The 15530-nt window shown below is 64.8% G+C and carries 15 protein-coding genes; 7 read left to right on the top strand and 8 right to left on the bottom strand.

The features are described from left to right. Positions 1–121: 121 nt before the first annotated feature. The 4 genes from AD89_RS0103555 (at position 122) to AD89_RS19185 (ending at position 4093) form a co-directional block, all read left to right on the top strand. Entirely contained in the window at positions 122–1666 is a 1545-nt protein-coding gene (locus tag AD89_RS0103555) for an AbgT family transporter (protein WP_025777232.1), read from the top strand. Between the two features lie 362 nt (positions 1667–2028). After that, on the top strand, positions 2029–2643 hold the full coding sequence (locus AD89_RS0103550; RefSeq protein ID WP_025777231.1) for a DUF6230 family protein: 615 nt from the start codon (positions 2029–2031) through the stop codon (positions 2641–2643). Then, positions 2643–3257 (top strand): DUF6114 domain-containing protein, encoded by a 615-nt coding sequence (locus AD89_RS20110; protein ID WP_197021710.1) that lies wholly within the window; start codon positions 2643–2645, stop codon positions 3255–3257. The genes AD89_RS0103550 and AD89_RS20110 overlap by 1 nt, the downstream gene beginning before the upstream one ends. Next, a complete protein-coding gene (locus tag AD89_RS19185; RefSeq protein WP_155807361.1) occupies positions 3254–4093 on the top strand; it encodes a hypothetical protein in 840 nt (279 codons plus the stop codon). The genes AD89_RS20110 and AD89_RS19185 overlap by 4 nt, the downstream gene beginning before the upstream one ends. 95 nt (positions 4094–4188) lie before the next feature. Here the strand turns inward: AD89_RS19185 and AD89_RS0103535 are convergent, their stop codons facing one another. The 7 genes from AD89_RS0103535 to eat form a co-directional block, all read right to left on the bottom strand. Next, entirely contained in the window at positions 4189–5841 is a 1653-nt protein-coding gene (locus AD89_RS0103535) for an alanine/glycine:cation symporter family protein (protein WP_025777228.1), read from the bottom strand. 126 nt (positions 5842–5967) lie between these two features. Further along, complete coding sequence (locus tag AD89_RS0103530) at positions 5968–6768, bottom strand: type 1 glutamine amidotransferase (protein ID WP_025777227.1); 801 nt, start codon at positions 6766–6768, stop codon at positions 5968–5970. A 65-nt stretch (positions 6769–6833) separates the two neighbouring features. After that, positions 6834–7610 carry a 3-oxoacyl-ACP reductase gene (locus AD89_RS0103525; RefSeq protein WP_025777226.1) on the bottom strand — a complete coding sequence of 259 codons (777 nt, stop codon included), beginning with the start codon at positions 7608–7610 and terminating at the stop codon, positions 6834–6836. A 68-nt stretch (positions 7611–7678) separates the two neighbouring features. Further along, on the bottom strand, positions 7679–9046 hold the full coding sequence (locus tag AD89_RS0103520; RefSeq protein ID WP_025777225.1) for an aldehyde dehydrogenase family protein: 1368 nt from the start codon (positions 9044–9046) through the stop codon (positions 7679–7681). Next, positions 9043–9813 carry a gamma-glutamyl-gamma-aminobutyrate hydrolase family protein gene (locus AD89_RS0103515; protein ID WP_025777224.1) on the bottom strand — a complete coding sequence of 257 codons (771 nt, stop codon included), beginning with the start codon at positions 9811–9813 and terminating at the stop codon, positions 9043–9045. Before AD89_RS0103515 ends, AD89_RS0103520 begins: the two co-directional genes overlap by 4 nt. After that, on the bottom strand, positions 9794–11212 hold the full coding sequence (locus AD89_RS0103510; protein WP_025777223.1) for a glutamine synthetase family protein: 1419 nt from the start codon (positions 11210–11212) through the stop codon (positions 9794–9796). Before AD89_RS0103510 ends, AD89_RS0103515 begins: the two co-directional genes overlap by 20 nt. 59 nt (positions 11213–11271) lie before the next feature. Beyond that, complete coding sequence (eat, locus tag AD89_RS0103505; RefSeq protein WP_025777222.1) at positions 11272–12708, bottom strand: ethanolamine permease; 1437 nt, start codon at positions 12706–12708, stop codon at positions 11272–11274. A 272-nt stretch (positions 12709–12980) separates the two neighbouring features. Between eat and AD89_RS0103500 the strand changes: the two genes are divergently transcribed. Both AD89_RS0103500 and AD89_RS0103495 read left to right on the top strand, forming a co-directional pair. Further along, a complete protein-coding gene (locus tag AD89_RS0103500; protein ID WP_025777221.1) occupies positions 12981–13643 on the top strand; it encodes a FadR/GntR family transcriptional regulator in 663 nt (220 codons plus the stop codon). A 75-nt stretch (positions 13644–13718) separates the two neighbouring features. Beyond that, positions 13719–14240 (top strand): MerR family transcriptional regulator, encoded by a 522-nt coding sequence (locus tag AD89_RS0103495; protein ID WP_025777220.1) that lies wholly within the window; start codon positions 13719–13721, stop codon positions 14238–14240. A 168-nt stretch (positions 14241–14408) separates the two neighbouring features. On the opposite strand, the gene AD89_RS0103490 is transcribed toward AD89_RS0103495, so the two are convergent. Continuing rightward, positions 14409–14876, bottom strand: a complete 468-nt coding sequence (locus tag AD89_RS0103490) for a DUF2871 domain-containing protein (protein ID WP_025777219.1) — start codon at positions 14874–14876, stop codon at positions 14409–14411. Between the two features lie 145 nt (positions 14877–15021). Here AD89_RS0103490 and AD89_RS0103485 point away from each other — a divergent pair, with 145 nt between their 5' ends. Then, positions 15022–15507 carry a hypothetical protein gene (locus tag AD89_RS0103485; RefSeq protein ID WP_025777218.1) on the top strand — a complete coding sequence of 162 codons (486 nt, stop codon included), beginning with the start codon at positions 15022–15024 and terminating at the stop codon, positions 15505–15507. The last annotated feature ends 23 nt before the right edge of the window (positions 15508–15530 follow it).

The following is a 15530-nucleotide window of genomic DNA, read 5'->3' as shown; positions in this document are numbered from 1 at the left end:
CTTCTCACTGACCGGCCGCCCGGCCGACACCCCACCACAGATCACCCGATTCCAGCGCCGGAATCACCGTGCCCTGGTGGACCCTGCCCGAAAATCCCGCCTGAACTCTCAGGAGCTCACGATGAAACCGACCCAGACCACCGCTACCTCGCTGACCGACGAGCAGGAGAAGCTGCCGCTGGTCATCCGCGCCCTCAACGTCATCGAAGTCGTCGGCAACAAGCTGCCGAACCCCTTCTGGCTGTTCTGGATCCTCGCGGCGATCCTCGCCGTACTCAGCCTCGTCCTCTCCCTCGCCGGCGCGGGAGTCGAGGATCCCGGCACCGGGGAATGGACCCCGGTGAAGAATCTGCTCAGCGGCAGCGGCATCGCCATGGCCGTGAGCACCGCACTCGACGCCTATCGGACCTTCCCACCGCTCATCACGATCATGGTCGTCATCATGGGTGTGGCCCTGGCCGAACGCACCGGCCTGCTCTCGACGGCGATGAAGGTCTCGATCGCCCGTGTCCCGGCCGGACTCATCGTCTTCACGGTCGCGTTCATGGGCACGATCTCCCACGTCGCCTCGGCGGCGGCCTATGTCATCCTCGTGCCGCTCGGCGGGATGGTGTTCAAGGCCGTGGGCCGCTCCCCAGTCCTCGGCGTCATCGTCGCCTACACCTCGATCGCCTCCGGTTATGATGCCAGCCCGATCCCGACTCCCAATGACGCGATCTTCGCGGGCATCACGACCGCCGCGGCGAACATCATCGACCCCGACTACATCGTCACCCCGATCGGCAACTGGTACTTCAACATCGCCAGCTCCTTCCTCCTGGCCATCGTCATCACCATCGTCACCGAGCTCGTGCTCATGAAGCGCGACAACCTCGAAGCCGACGAGGATGCCGAGCACGAAGACCTCGTCATCACCGACACGGAGCGGAAGGCTCTGCGCTGGTCGATGTTCGCCGTCATCGCCGCGATCATCGCCATCGTCGTGCTCGTCGTCCCCGAGGGAGCGCCTCTGCGCGGCGACGGACCCTTCGGCGAGTCCCCTTTCCTCACCGGAATCGCGTTCCTCATCGCTCTGCTCTTCGGCATCGGCGGCATCGTCTACGGCTTCCGCGAGGGCACGATCGAGACCTGGTCCGACGTGCCGAAGCTCATGGGGCAGGGCCTCGCATCGATCGCCGGGGTCCTCGTCCTCTTCTTCGCCATCGCCCAGTTCCTCGAGTACTTCGAGTGGACGAACATCGGCATGCTCGTCTCGGTGTCCGTGTCCGAACTCTTCACCGGCCTCGGCCTGCCGACCTGGGTGGTGTTCATCCTCGTCCTGCTCGTGCTCTCCGTCGTCAACGTGCTCATCACCTCCGGCTCGGCGATGTGGGCGATCATGGCTCCGGTCATCGTGCCGCTGCTCATGCTGCTCGAGGTGCCGCCGGAGACCTCCCAGGCGATCTTCCGCATCGCCGACTCGGGATCGACGGCCATCACCCCGATGAGTCCGTACTTCATCCTCGCGCTCGGCTTCATGCAGAAGTATCAGAAGAACGCCGGCATCGGCACGCTCGCCTCGCACACGCTGCCGTTGGCCGTGTGCATGACGATCAGCTGGAGCCTGCTGTTCTTCCTGTGGTGGGGTCTGGGCATTCCGCTCGGTCCCGATGCCCCGGTGCGCTGAGAGCGTCGACTCCGGTACCCCACGCTGAGGTGTGAAAGCTGAGTTTTGAAAGTTTTGTTCACACCCGTCCCGGGCCGGTTCCCATCATCCGGGCGCGAGTTTCAGTGCCATCGGGTGCGGGCTCGACCATCGCCTCGGAAATCCCAAGCACATCGCCTGATCTGGGAAGACGCCATGTCATCCGATCTGACAGGTCGGCTTTGCCCACCGGTGCGCGGCCACCCGAGCTCTGCCCCGCGAGGATGCCGTCGGCAAAATCTGTTGACGCTCAAACTTCACCCGCGATACCGTCGGGTAACACCCCGTAGTAACTTACATCACACGCTGATGCCGACCGTGCTGTCGGTGGTCAAGGAGGATCAATGAAGTTCCGCAACCCCAGCCTCATCCGCAGGCTCGTCTCATCTCACGCCGGTCGCATCGCCATGGTCGCGATTCCCACAGGCGTCGTCTCAGCGATGCTCATGGGCGGGGTGGCCCAGGGTGCAGTCCCGGTCTCATTCGCCATCTCGGGCACACAGTTCAAGATCTCGTCGTCGCAGCTCGAGGGAACCGGCTTCTCCCAGTACAGCGGAGTCGCCAAGGACGCCGAGGGCGGCAAGCACGCCGTCGTCACCGCGAACATCAAGGATGCGACCCTGGAGAACCTCTGCCAGTCGGCCGTCCAGGAGACTCCTCTGGGCAAGGTGGGCATCCTCATCAAGGCAGGCGGAAAGGGCACCCCCGCCTCGGCGAAGGATCTGCAGATCGGCATGACAGGCCTCAAGGGAGACGCGGAGTTCGAGAACATCCGCATCGGCGTCGATGCCTCCGACGTCAACACGAAGGCCAAGGGAAGCAAGGGCGACTTCGCCCAGGACTCCGACACCATCTCCATCAAGGACCTCAAGCAGGACTCCTGGTCGACCACGGCCTCGGTCTTCACGCTCAAGGACATGTCGCTGAAGCTCACCGACGGATCTGAGCAGTGCGACTGATGAGGGACTCAGCAGCCAACGGGCAGCCGACCGATGAACGGGAGGCCGCCGAACAGGAGGCAACCGTGCAGAAGTCGAGCCTGCTTGCGCTGTCCCGTCGGAGTCGACGCGCCGAAGAGCAGAGCGGCTGCTCCGAATCCGGCGTCGAGACGGCAGAATTCGCCGTCCCGGCGCCGGAGGCGGGGAACGCTGACACCAGCGAGGAAGTGCAGATGAGCGACGATGCCGAGAAGCGTCAGGGATTCAAGCACTGGCGTCGGCAGCGCCCCTTCATCGGAGGTGTCATGGCCGTCCTCGGGGGAATCGAACTGTTCTTCTCCGGCCAGCTGGACCTCGGCAATATGCAGATCCAGTTCGGCATCGAGGGGCTGCAGGCGACGGTCATTCCGATCGCCATCGTCGTCCTCGCTCTGCTGTCGATCTTCCGGCCGACGCACCATGTGTTCTACGGGATCATCGGCCTCGTCCTCGCAGTCTATTCACTCATCGGAGTGAACCTCGGCGGGTTCATCATCGGAATGCTGCTGTCCACCATCGGTGCGATCCTCGTGGTCGCATGGATGGGACCGCGCGGGCCGAAGGAGTCCGAAGCCGCTGAGGGGGAGACTGCATGAGGATGCCCAGCCGCCGCACGGCCTCACTCCTGGCGGCAGCTGTCCTGATCCTCCCGACGACGCTCGGGGCGGGATCGGTTGCAGCCGCCCACTCGTCGCCGCTGTGCTCGCTCGTGGGCACCTGTGATGACGATGATTCCGCCAAGTCAGGGGACCAGGACCCCGCGCCTGCGGGAAGTCTGTCGCCCGGAATGCCGGTGAAGCCCAGTGATCCGCCGACCGCGGATCCTTCGGTGCCCGCACCGGATCCCACGGAGGAACCGACCGAGGACCCGACTGAGGAACCGTCCGACGAACCTACGGACCCGGGTGGTCTGGGACTCGATGAGCCCAGCGACGACCCGACCGAGGATGAAGACTCGGAAGAGGGCAACGGCGAGTTCCCGGCCGATGCGCAGATGGATGAGAACGCTCCGGTCTTCACGAAGACCCCGGCCGCCATGGGCTCCGAGGGCCTGTCGTTCAAAGGCCTCAAGGGAATCTCGTTCGTCTCGGTGCCGATCTCCGGCGGCGACAGCATGGTCGTGCTGAAGATCCAAGCCGAGGAGATCAAGATCACCGGCTTCTCACTCACCGTGAAACCGCCCGAGGAACACGAAGGGCTGGTGACGACGGCCGACACGATGACGCTCAGTGGCGATGTCACTGTCTACATCGGGTCGATCACCGCCACGACGAAGGACGGAAAGTCGCTGACCATCGGGCCGGAGACCCCTCCGCCCATGGACGACGTCGAACCCGGGCTGCTGCGCGTGACGATGGGGCTCGTCGGCTCCACCGCCGATTCCATCTCCTACTCCAACACCGATCAGAAGCTCAAGAAGGCCGAAGACTGACCTGCCCCCACCGAGGCGGTCCTCCTTCACCGTGGAGAGGGACCACCCGATGGGGTCGGGCTCAGCCCAGACGGAAGGGCCCGAAGGCCGCGGACTCAGTCCGCGGCCTTCTTGCGTTCCTGCTTCTTCCGACGCAGGGTGTCCCGCACCTCGCGCAGCTTGTCGCGTTTGCGCCTGCGTCCCGCCTCGGCAGCCCTGATCTGCTCCGGTGTGGGTTCGTGATCGCCCATTCCGACTTGGAGTTCGACAGGGGTGATCTCCTTCATCACACCGGCGTCGATCTTCTTACGCAGCCGCAGGATCTCGAGGCGGAGGATGCGGGCAAGGAAGTAGATGCCGAGCAGGTTCGGGAAGGCCATGAGGAAGAAGATCGCGTCGGAGAAGGCGATGACCGAGTCCAGCGACATCGAGGCGCCGACGACGACGGCGAGGATCCAGAAGATCTGGTAGGCCTTGTCTGCGGCCTTCGAGTTCTTCGTCAGGTAACCCAGCGCCTGCTGCCCGTAGTAGCCGTAGGCGAGGATCGTCGAGAAGGCGAAGAGCACGACGGCGATCGTGAGCAGGTAGGGGAACCAGCTCGACACCTCACCGAAGGCCTGCGCGGTCAGGCCGATTCCGTCCTCGGTGCTTTCGGTGTAGAGACCGGTGGTGATGATGGCCAGCGAGGTCAGGGTGCAGATGATGACGGAGTCGATGAGCGGCTCCCACATCGCCACGAATCCTTCGGTGGCCGGCTTCGTCGTCTTCGAGGCGGCGTGGGCCATGCCTGCCGAGCCGATTCCGGCGGCGTTGGAGAACAGCGCACGCTGGATGCCGACGATCGCCACACCCACGGCGCCACCGGCGACTCCGCTGGAGCTGAAGGCTCCGGTGAACATGAGTGCGAAGGCGTGTGGGATCTGCCCGGCGTTGAGGATGAGGATGACGATGATCGAGACGAAGTAGAGGATCGCCATGAGCGGAGTCAGCCTCGACGTCCACTGTCCGATCTTCTTGATCCCGCCGAGGATGACCAGGGCGGTGAGCGCAGCGATGATCGCGCCGATGAGCCAGAGCTTGTCGGCGAAGAAGCTGTCGTCGCTGCCGGTGGCCTGAACGATGATCGCGGCCGCCTGGTTCGCCTGGAACAAGTTGCCGGCGCCGATGACGCCGAGCACGGCAGTGAGAGCATAGAACCCGGCGAGGAACTTCCCGAGCTTGGGCCGACCGACCTCGGCCAGCCCGGCCCGCAGGTAGTACATGGGACCGCCGGAGACGGTGCCGTCCTCGTTGATCTGCCGGTATTTCACGCCGAGGGTCGCCTCGGCCATCTTCACGGTCATGGCGAAGAAGCCGAAGATGATGATCCACAGGGCGGCACCGGGGCCGCCGATGGTGATCGCCACGGCCACGCCTGCGATATTGCCCAACCCGACGGTGCCCGAGAGCTCGGTGGCGAGCGCTTGGAAGCTCGAGACCTGGCCCGGGTCGGTCTTGCGGGTGAAGCGACCGCGGATGATGTCGACGGAGTAGCGGAGGCCGGTGAGCGGCTGGAAGCGGAGGTAGACGGTGAGGAAAACGGCTGCAGCCATGAGCCAGACGACGATGAGCGGGATGCCGATCGAGCCGATCTGGAGCTCGAAGAAGACGATGCTGCTGAAGGCCTGTGCCGCGGGACCGAGGAAGGATTCGATGGCCTCGTCGACGCCGGCGGCGGCGAGGTCGGCCTCGGTGGCGGCCTGGGCGAGATGTTCGGTTAGTGAAGTCATATCTGCGGGCGCGAAGTTGCGTTTCGTCCGGAGGATTGGTCCGGGACCGGCACCCGTGATCAACGTAACAATCGCCGGACTGATTTTCAGCTTTCGCTCAGATAAAGCGCCTTGTTCACATGCTTCTCACATGCTGAAGGGCTCATCTGGCCTGGACGCCTCGGCCGCACGTCGGCCTTCGAGAAATGCGACGAACGACCGAGCCAGCCGCTTCCCGTTGTCGACGAGTGCGGAATCGTGAGCCTCGACCTCGGCGATGATCGAGTCCTCGGTCTTGCCGGCCGGCAGGGCCAGGTCGTTGCCGTTCAGCCACCGGGAGATCTGCGTGGCATCGGTTTCCGGATGGAACTGGGTGCCCCACGCGAATTCGCCGAGGCGGAAGGCCTGGACCGGGGCATCGGAGCCGGTGATGAGGAGTTCGGCTCCGGTCGGCAGCGCCATCTCCTCCTGGTGGAAGAGCACGGACGGCAGCGACTCTCCTTCAGTCGACCCAGCACCGGTTGACCCTCCGCCGGCCAGTGGGCCGAACACAGGGTCGGATTCCCCCACCGAGGTGGCACCCAGTTCGTAGATCCCGATCTGCGGGTGCGCCCGCCGGATGATCGGAGCATCGCCTGTCACGGCAAGCATCTCCCCGCCGAGGCAGATGTTGAGGCTCGGGAACTCCCCGCCGATCGACCGGCGAAGCAGGTCACGGACCTCGGGGAACCAGGGGTTCTCGGCGTCCTCGGTGGGTCCTGCGGACCCGCCGAGGACGATGAGGGCGTCGAACGCACCGAGCTCCGGGATCACCTCGCCGAGGTAGGGCCGGGTCACCACCACCTCGGCGCCGGCTTCTTCCAGCCACTTCCCGAACCGCTCGGGCCCGGTACCGCGTTCGTGCTCGATGGCGAGGATGCGCACCCGGCGCTGGGACTCACTGCTCATGGCACCATTGTCACTCGACGGACGGGTCACCGATATCGGGCCCGAGCCCCGCCTCGGCGGTGAGCTCACTCCGCGGTGACGTAGGCCGATGAGATTCCTCCATCGACGGTGAAGGACGAGGCGTTGACGAAAGAGGAGTCATCGCTGGCGAGGAAGGCCACGGCGGCGGCGATCTCCTCGGGTTCGGCGAACCGTCCTCCGGGACAGTGGACAAGCCTGCGCTGCGCCTGCTCCGGGTCCGAGGCGAAGAGCTCACGCAGCAGCGGTGTGTTCACCGGCCCTGGGCACAGGGCGTTGACCCGGATGCCGTCCTTCGCGAACTGGACTCCGAGCTCACGGCTCATCGACAGCACCCCGCCCTTCGACGCCGAGTACGAGATCTGAGAGGTCGCCGCGCCCATCAGTGCGACGAAGGAGGCCGTATTGATGACCGACCCCGAGCCCTGCTTGACCATCTGCTCGAGCGCGTACTTGCTGCACAGGTACACGGACGTGAGATTCACCGTCTGCACCTTCGACCAGGCGGCGATGTCAGTGGTGAGGATCGAGTTGTCATCGGTCGGATTGATGCCGGCGTTGTTGAAGGCGACGTCGACGCGACCGTAGTGCTCGACGGTGCGCGCGAAGAGGTTCTTCACATCCTCCTCGTCGGCGACGTTGACGCGGACGAAGAGCCCGCCGAGCTCATCGGCGACCTCCGGTCCACGCACCTCGTCGAGATCGCCGATGACGACCTTCGCACCTTCTTCGGTCAACCGGCGGGCGCTGGCCAGTCCGATGCCTGAGGCTCCGCCGGTGATGACGCAGATCTTGTCTGTCAGTCGTGTTGCTGCAGTGGTCATGATTCTCCTGATGTCGTGATGGGTGTGTTGAGAGGGATGAAGTCAGCGCGCCGATGCCGCCGGCGAGGTCAACCCGCCGGCCTGGTCGCGAAGAAGACGTTCTTGACCTCGGTGAATGCGGACACCGCGTCGGGACCGAGTTCGCGGCCGAGTCCCGACTGCTTGAACCCGCCGAAGGGTGTCGAATAGCGGACCGATGCGTGCGAATTCACCGACAGATTGCCGGCCTCGACGCCGCGGGATACCCGCATCGCCCGGTCGAGATCGTTCGTCCAGATCGAGCCGGAGAGTCCGTATTCGGTGTCGTTGGCGATGCGCAGGGCATCCGCTTCGGTGTCGAAGGGGACGACAGAGAGAACGGGGCCGAAGATCTCCTCCCGGAAGTCCGCGGCTGCCGTGTCCGGCGGGGTGAGCACCGTCGGCGGAAACCAGAAGCCCGGGCCGGCGGGCGCAGAGCCGGTAAAGGCCACCTCGGCGGCAGCCACATAGCCAGCGACCTTATCCCGGTGCGCTGCGGTCACCAGCGGACCCATGTCCGTGTCCTCGCGGCTCGGGTCCGCACAGGCGAAGGACCCGACGGAGGATTCGAGTGCGGCCATGAAGTCGTCGTAGATCCCGCGCTGGACGAGCAGCCTGGATCGGGAGCAGCAGTCCTGGCCGGAGTTGTCGAAGACACCGCCCGGGGCGGCGGCTGCGGCATCGGCGACATCGGCGTCGTCGAAGACGATGTTCGCGTTCTTCCCGCCGAGTTCGAGAGTGAGGTTCTTCACCTGCGCTGCACAGCCGGCCATGATCCGCTTGCCCACCTCGGTGGATCCGGTGAACACGACCTTGCGCACAGCCTGGTGGGTGACGAAGCGCTCCCCGACGATCGATCCCTTGCCGGGGATGATCTGCAGAACGCCCTCGGGCAGGCCTGCTTCGATGGCGAGCTCGCCGATGCGGATCGCGGTCAGCGGCGTGATCTCGGCGGGTTTGAGAACCACGGTGTTCCCGGCTGCCAGGGCAGGAGCGAAGCCCCACCCGGCGATCGGCATCGGAAAGTTCCAGGGGACGATGACGCCGACGACGCCGAGCGGTTCGGCGAAGGTGATGTTCACTCCCCCATCGACAGGGATCTGCCGCCCGAAGAGCCTCTCCGGCACCGCCGCATAGTATTCGAGGACATCGCGGACGTTGCCGGCCTCCCATCGGGCGTTCCCGATCGTGTGTCCGGCGTTGGCGACCTCAAGCCGCGCGAGCTCTTCGTTGGCCGCGTCGACTTTGTCGGCAAAGCGCCGCAGGAGCCTCGCGCGATCGGCGGGAGCGACGGCACGCCAGGTCTCAAAGGCACGCGCCGCCTTCTCGATCGCCCGGTCCGTCTGTTCGATGTCGGCGAGTTCGATGTCGGCGATCGGCTCTTCCGTCGCCGGGTTGATGACCGTGTAAGTGCTCAATTCGGTGCTCTCCTTGTTCCTCTGCCTGTCACGTGTCGTCGTGCTGCTTGAACGAGGGCACGGACGACTCGGTCGTCATCGGGGTCGTGTTCTGGATGCCATTGGACGGCGAAGAGCCATCCCCCGTCAGCCGGATCTCCTGTCTGATTCACAGCCGGGTCCGGTTCGATGGTCTCGACGAGTCCCTCGGGACTGCGTCCGGTCGCCCGCAGACCTGCGCCGAGGCGGTCGATCCCCTGATGGTGATAGCAGGGTGCGATGGTCGCTTCGCCGAGGATCTCCCTGGCCAGTGACCCGGCTTCCGTGGTTACCGTGACCTCGCCGTAGACGCCGGGTGCCGGCTGATAGTCGGTATGTCCGAGCGACTCCGGCAGATGCTGGATCAGGGTTCCTCCGTCGGCGACGTTGATAACCTGCATCCCACGGCAGATGCCGAGCACAGGCAGGCTGCGCTGCCGCGCGGCCGCCAGGAGCATCATCTCGCTCGAGTCGCGGAACGGATGGGACACGGTCGCCTCGTGCGGATCCTGACCGTACTCCTCCGCGCCGACATCGGCGCCCCCGGCGAGCAGGAGACCATCAACGCGGTCGAGGATGGCCGGGGTCATGCCGTGGGGCGGCAGGAGCACGGGGATCCCGCCGCTCGCGGCGACCATGCGCACATAGTCGCCCGGGATGAGCGCTGCCTCGGTGTCCCAGACGCCCCACTGGGCTCGCTGCATATAGCAGCTGATGGCGATGACGGGGTCAGAGTCGTTCGAAGCCACGGAGCCTCTCCCAGTCGGTGACAGTCGCGTTGTAGGCCTCGAGTTCGATGTCGGCCGCATGGACGTAGTGGCGGACGACATAGTCGCCGAACGCATCCTCGGCGATCTGCGAATCCTCCAACCGGTCGCGGGCACCCTGGAGTGTGGTGGGCAGTCGGGAGGCACCTGCGGTGTAGGCGTTGCCTTCCGTGATCGCGGGCAGTTCGAGGCCCTTTTCGATCCCGTGGAGTCCCGCCGCGATGAGAGCCGCGGTGGCGAGGTACGGGTTGAGATCGGCCCCGCCGACCCGGCATTCCACGCGCAGGGAGGGCCCCGAGCCGACGACGCGGAAGGCGCAGGTGCGGTTGTCGAAGCCCCAGGCGACCGCGGTCGGGGCGAACGAACCTTCGACGAAGCGCTTGTAGGAGTTGATATTCGGTGCGAAGAAGTACGTGAAGTCCTCGATGCAGGCGAGCTGCCCGGCGATGAACCGCTCCATGAGAGTGGAGAACCCGTGCTCGCGGTCTCCGGCCATGACCATGTCGCCGTCAGTCGAACGGAAACTCAGGTGAATGTGGCATGAGGAGCCTTCCTTCTGGTCGTACTTGGCCATGAAAGTGATCGACTTCCCGTGCTGGGCCGCGATCTCCTTCGCTCCGTTCTTGTACACCGCATGGTCGTCGCAGGCCTTGAGCGCGGGCTGGTAGCGGAACGTGATCTCATGCTGGCCGAAGTTGCATTCGCCCTTCGCCCCTTCGACGAAGAGCCCTGCGCCGGCCATCGAATTGCGGATATCGCGCAGCAGCGGTTCAACCCGGGCGGTGCCGAGGAGGGAGTAGTCGACGTTGTACTGGTTCGAGGGCGTGACCTCGGTGTACTTCGAGGCGAAGGCCTCCTCATAGCTCGAATCGAAGGTGATGAACTCGAGTTCGGTGCCGACATGGGCACTCAGCCCATGGTCGGCAAGGCGGGCGAGCTGGCGCTTGAGGATCTGACGTGGGGAAGGCGCCACCTCGGCGCCGGTGGTCGTCAGGAGGTCGCAGTTGACCATCGCGCTTCCCGGTTGCCAGGGCAGGAGGCGCAGGGTCGCGAGGTCGGGCTTCATCACCATGTCGCCGTAGCCGGTCTCCCAGGACGAGACCTCGTAGCCGTCGACGGTGTCCATGTCGACGTCGACGGCGAGCAGGTAGTTGCAGCATTCGGAGCCGTGGTCCATGACGTCTTCGAGGAAGAACTGCACGCCGAGCCTCTTGCCCTGCAGGCGACCCATGTGATCGGTGATGGCCACAACCACGGTGTCGATCGTGCCCGCGGCGGCGAGCCGGCGGAGCTCGTCGACGGTGAGTGGTTCGGCCTGGATCGACCCGTGGGAGGTTCTCTGCGGCGAGGTGGGCGAAGTGGGTACCGGAATCTCGGTCATGCGTCGGTCCTTTGCTGGAAGGGGTGGGATGGTGGGCGGTGCACGGTGGGTCTCACGGACTATTTGAGGTCTTTCTCGGCGGCTTCGATCTGTGCGAACTCCTCTTCCGGGGCGCTCGCGACCAGGTGGTGGCGGGAGTAGAACCAGAAGTAGGCGAGCGCGATGAGGAAGACTCCGGCGGCGATTCCGGCGGCGAGGATGTCGACGAAGAAGGTGGCGACGACAGCCACTGAGGCGAGCACGAGGGCGGTCGAGGTGGTCACGACGCCGCCGGGGGTGCGGTACCCGCGGGGCAGGTCGGGTTCCTTGAAGCGCAGGCGGATGTGGGAGAGGTTGAGCAGGACATAGGAGACCGTCGCCCCGAATACTGCGACGTTGAGGAGGACTCCCCCGTTGCCGTCGACGGCGATCGCCAGGATGAAGCCGATCGTGCCGGGGACGATGAGGGCGAGGACCGGAGTCTTGCGCTTGCCCGTCAGGGACAGCCACTTGGGCAGGTAGCCGGCGCGTGAGAGCGCGAAGAGCTGACGTGAGTAGGCGAAGATGATCGAGAAGAAGCTCGCGATGAGTCCGGCCAGACCCGCCCAGTTGACGAAAGTCGCCATCACCGAATTCTCACCGTAGATCGTGCGCAGCGCCTCGGGCAGCGGATTGTCCGAGGCCCCCATCGCCGAGGCGCCTGCGATGCCGGGGACGAGGAGGAGCATGAGTGCGCCGAAGACGACGAGGACGGCCATGGCGGTGATGATTCCGCGCGGCATGTCCTTCTTCGGGTTCGCCGATTCCTCGGCGGCCAGCGGCACCCCTTCGACAGCGAGGAAGAACCAGATTCCGAAGACGAGGGAGGCGAGTAGGCCGGAGATGCCCATCGGCATGAATGCCGATGCCCCGAGGGCGCCGGTGGGCTCGATGTCGAAGAGGTTGCTCGCATCGAAGTGGCCGACGGCGGTGACGACGAAGACGACGAGAGCGATGACTGCGACGGCGGTGATGACGAACATCAGCCTCAGCGCCTCGCCGACGCCCCACAGGTGGATCCCGATGAAGATCGCGTAAGCGGCTAGGTAGATCGTCCAGGTCGGCACCGATTCGGGCAGAATGCCCAGCGCCTGGACGTAGCCGGCGATGAAAGTCGAGATCGCGGCCGGAGCCATCGTGTACTCGATGAGGATCGCCATGCCGGTGGCGAATCCGCCCAGCGGGCCGAGCGCCCGTCTGGCAAAGCCGTAGCCGGCGCCAGCGGTCGGCAGAGTGGAGGAGAGTTCGGCGAGGCCGAAGACCATGCACACATACATGAGTCCCATGAGGAGGAAGGCGATGAGCAGGCCGCCCCAGCCGCCTTCGGCCAACCCGAGGTTCCAGCCGGAGAAGTCTCCGGAGATGACGTAGGCGACGCCGAGTCCCGCGAGGAGGATCCAGCCGGCCGCGCCCTTCTTCAGCTGTCGCTTCTCGAGGTAGTGCTCATCGACATTGCCGTATTCGATGTTCTTGCTCATGGCTGCCCCTCGGGGTTCTCGTGACTGTCGAGCTCGTCGTGGTCAAACGGACATCCAATGGATCATTACCAGACCATTAGACTCTGACGAATGTAATCTGCCTCACAGAGACCTGTCAAGGATTTTCCGCGAGAGTGGCAGAATCGACGAAGATGAGTTGAGTTGCGAGACCAGGAGAGGAGGCAGACTTGGACGAAGCAGAAGAGCCGGGCAGCCCAGGGACCGCGGGCAGCCAACCCCGCCCGGGAGGCCAGCATGCGCGCGGCGGAAATGTGTTCGAACATACAATTGCGGAGCTTCTGCGGGCGATCCGTCTCGGCAAGTACCTCGTCGGCGACAAACTGCCGGCCGAGCGCGAACTCGCCGCCCAGGTCCGGGTCTCGCGGGCGACCTTGCGGCAGGCGCTCATCGAGCTTCAGACTGCGGGCATCGTCACGTCCCGTCGCGGTCGCTACGGCGGCACCTTTGTGACCCGACTGCCGTCCGCCGACACCGATGAGCGGATCGACCCCGGCGAGCTCGATGATGCCGTCCGGTTTCGCTTGGTTCTCGAGACAGCTGCGGCCCGCATCGTCGCCGAGCGAGACCTCTCCCCGAACGAGGTCGCTGCCTTGACGGCAGCGGAGACGGATTGCCGTACGGTGTTCGACTCCGCCGAACAGTTCCGCGTGCTCGATGCCAGATTCCACCTCATGATCGCCGAACTCACGCACATGCCATCACTCATCTCCGCCTCGGCAAGCACTCGCGATCGGGTCAACGCCCTGCTCGATCGGATCCCATTCATCCATACGAACGTCGAACACTCCTGCGATCAGCACCGAGAGATCGTCGACGCAATACTCGCCTCGGACCCTGATCGTGCCGCCGATCTCGCCTCACAGCATGCGGAAGGCACTGAGAAGCTGCTGCGCGGATTCCTCGAACAGAGGTGAGACCAGCGACGAATGCTCTTGAACCTGACACCGTGACAGGTGGTGGACTGTCGATGACGGCAACGAGGAGAGCACGTGAGGATCGGTGAATTCGCGCAGCTGGGGCAGGTATCGGTGCGCATGCTCCGCCACTATGAGTCCGTGGATCTGTTGGCTCCTGATTCGGTCGACCCGTTCACCGGACACCGCAGCTATACGGTGGCGCAGCTGCCGCGCCTCAACAGAATCATGGCGCTCATTGAAGGGACTGACATGAACCACCCGGACTGCATCATCAAAGAACTGCCTGCCGAGAGAGTCCTCGGACAGACGGTCGTTCTCGGTGAGCCCCCATTCGACACTTCCGAGATCGGACCGCTGTTCGGCAGTGTTGCCGACCGCCTCGCCGAGGCGGGGATTCGACACGCAGCCGGCGTCGGAATCTATTCCGACGCCGGGCACGGAACCGAGGTCACCTGCGGCTATCGCACGGAGTCAGCTCAGGAGATTGAGAGTCTGCAGGTCACAGAGCTGAAGTCGTGCACTGCGGCGACTCTCATCCACGAGGGGTCGATGAGCCGCATCGGCGCCAGCTGGCAGCACCTCTCCGAGTGGTGAATCAGTCAGGGATATTCCCTGACCGGCCCGTGCCGCGAGGTCTACCTCGAGACCGGTGACGACAACACCGCTGACAACTCCGACCAAGCTGGATGGATCGTCGAGCTCCAGCAGCCGATCATCGTGTGACAGCGACGCTGCGGAACCGCCTCGGCGACGGTGTCCCGGTCAGCGCGACAGCGACGTCGCCTCCGCACCTGCGGATACGGCGACGTCGGCCGCACCCTTGTCGGCCACGCCCCTCTTCCGCAGGGCGAGGAAGAACAGGACGAGGCTGACGGACAGGGCGATGTGGCCGAGGCCGGCGATTCCGGCGATCATGGCATTCGACTCTTCACCGAGGACGGTGAGCGAGCCGTGCCAGACCATCATCGACGCAGTGAGGACCACGCCGATGTTGTAGAGCCAGAAGAACCACGAGAACAGCTTCGAGCCGGAGAGCCCGAACACCTTGTCGAGGGCGAGGATGATGAGGAGGACGATGAAGCCGAGCGTGAGCAGGTGCGTGTGGACGAGCCCGAGCTGCGTGAACTCACCGGAGGGGAAGTCGTTGGCCTTGGTGAACTCGCGGTAGAACAGTCCCGAGAGGACACCGATGATCATGTACGTGAACGCTGCGTTGAATATCTTCTTCATGCTTCCACTTCATCAGCGCGCGGGCGCGGTTTCCTGACCCACAGGATTGAACTCCATCCCCAACTTTCGATTGATGTTCCCTCACACAGGGTCGTGAGGGCCCGAAAATCGGCTCCGGAGCCGACAATCCCGCTAGCCTGGTGGCATGGCCCTGGAGAACCTGCTTGCGAAGATCGACCGCCTCGCCGGCGGCAGGAAGGCCGGCATCGTCGTGCCCTCGGGCGGCCTCGAACAACCGAAGACGAAACGCGCCTTCGCGTGGATCACCTGGCTGCTCGTCTTCGAACTCGTGCTCGGCTTCGGTGCCGTGGTCTACGCAGTGCTCATCGCCCGGGCCGGCGAACCGGTGCCGTTCGCCGTGTGGATGCGCACCCTCGTCGTCCTCGGCATGACCGTGACTCTCTTCTACTTCTTCTGGCGCGCAACCAAGGGCTTCTATTGGGGGTACCAGCGCCTGCGCCTGTTCACCCAGATCTTCCCCGTCATCACCCTCGTCATGGCCGCGATCCCCGGCCTCTATCCGGTCTGGATGATCACCGAGCAGATCGTGTTCAGCCTGGTCATGATCGGCGTCGGCGACTTCCTCACCGGCGACCACCTGCGCGAGGTGTTCCGCAGACCTCAGGACTGAGGGACCGCCGAGGAGGCCGCCTC

This window comes from Brevibacterium sp. VCM10, assembly GCF_000583215.1.
Taxonomy (GTDB): Bacteria; Actinomycetota; Actinomycetes; order Actinomycetales; family Brevibacteriaceae; genus Brevibacterium; species Brevibacterium linens.
This window is presented reverse-complemented; position numbering and strand designations above follow the sequence as displayed.